The 1,311-nt window shown below is 76.0% G+C and carries 1 protein-coding gene; it reads left to right on the plus strand.

Features of this window, described 5'->3' with window-relative positions:
• Positions 1 to 1,272 (plus strand): non-ribosomal peptide synthetase (locus tag ACOV8S_RS30865; RefSeq protein WP_448321791.1); only part of this gene is annotated, 1,272 nt, incomplete at its 5' end.
• Between the last annotated feature and the right edge of the window lie 39 nt (positions 1,273 to 1,311).

Here is a 1,311-nt window from a genome sequence, read left to right on the forward strand (position 1 = left end):
CGCGGCGCCGTCTCCCTGCTGCTGCGGGAGCTGGAGGAGGCGGGCGTCGCCGCGGGTGAGGGCCGCCGGGTCGGCTGGAACGCCTCCCCGTCGTTCGACGCGTCCGTGCAGCAGTGGGTGCGGCTGTGCCGTGGCGACACCCTCGTCATGATCGACGAGGAGACCCGCCGTGACCCGGCGCTGCTGGCCGCGTTCGTCGACGAACTGGCCCTCACCGACCTCGACATCACCCCCTCGCACGCCGACCCGCTGCTCGGACTGCTCACCGCCGACGGCGGTCCCCGTCCGCTGACCCTGCTGGTCGGCGGCGAGGCGGTCAGCCCGTCGCTGTGGGACCGGCTGGCCGCCGCCCACCGGTCCGGTCTGCTGCGCGCGGTCAACCTGTACGGCCCCACCGAGTGCACCGTCGACGCCACCGCCGGCTGGATCGACGAGCCCGGCGAACCCCACCTGGGGACCGTCCTGCCGGGCCTGCGGATGCTGCTGCTGGACGAGAACCTGGCCCCCGTCGGGCCGGGCGGGACCGGCGAACTCCACCTGGCGGGGCCGCGGGTGGGCCGCGGCTACCGGAGACGGCCGGTCCTGACCGCGGAGCGCTTCGTCGCCTCCCCCTCGGGCGTCCCCGGATCCCGCATGTACCGCACCGGTGACCGCTGCCGGCTGCTTCCCGACGGCCGGCTGGTCTACCTCGGCCGCGCCGACGGCCAGGTCAAGGTGCGCGGCCACCGCGTCGAACTCCCGGAGATCGAGGCCGCCCTCACCCGCGTGGACGGCGTCGCCGAGGCCGCCGTGATCCTCGGCGAGGACGCCGGCGGCGAACCGGCCCTGATCGCCTACCACCGCGGCGGCGACGCGCAGGAGCTGCGGGCACGGCTGGCACGGGTGCTGCCGTCCTACATGGTGCCGTCCGCGTTCGTCGCCGTGGACCGGTTCGCGACGACGCCCAGCGGCAAGCTCGACCGGTCCGCGCTGCCCGCCCGCGTCGAGACGCGGGCCGCCTCCGGCGCCACCGCGGACGGCGGTGACGGCCCGCGCGGCCGCGCGGAGGAGCTGATCGCCAGGGTGTGGGGGCAGGTCCTGGGCGCCGGGTCGATCGGCCCGGACGACAACTTCTTCAAGCTGGGCGGGCACTCCCTGCTCGCCATCAAGCTGGTCTCCCGGGTGCGGGCGGAACTGTCCCTGGCCCTGCCGGTGAAGGCCGTGTACGCCCATCCGCGGCTGCGCGACCTGGCCGCGCACATCGAGGAGCTGACGGCCGCGCGGGATGCCTGACCTTCCCCCACGCCGCCGGGCGGACCCCGTCACCGGTCC

The organism is Streptomyces sp. CO7, from assembly GCF_053474865.1.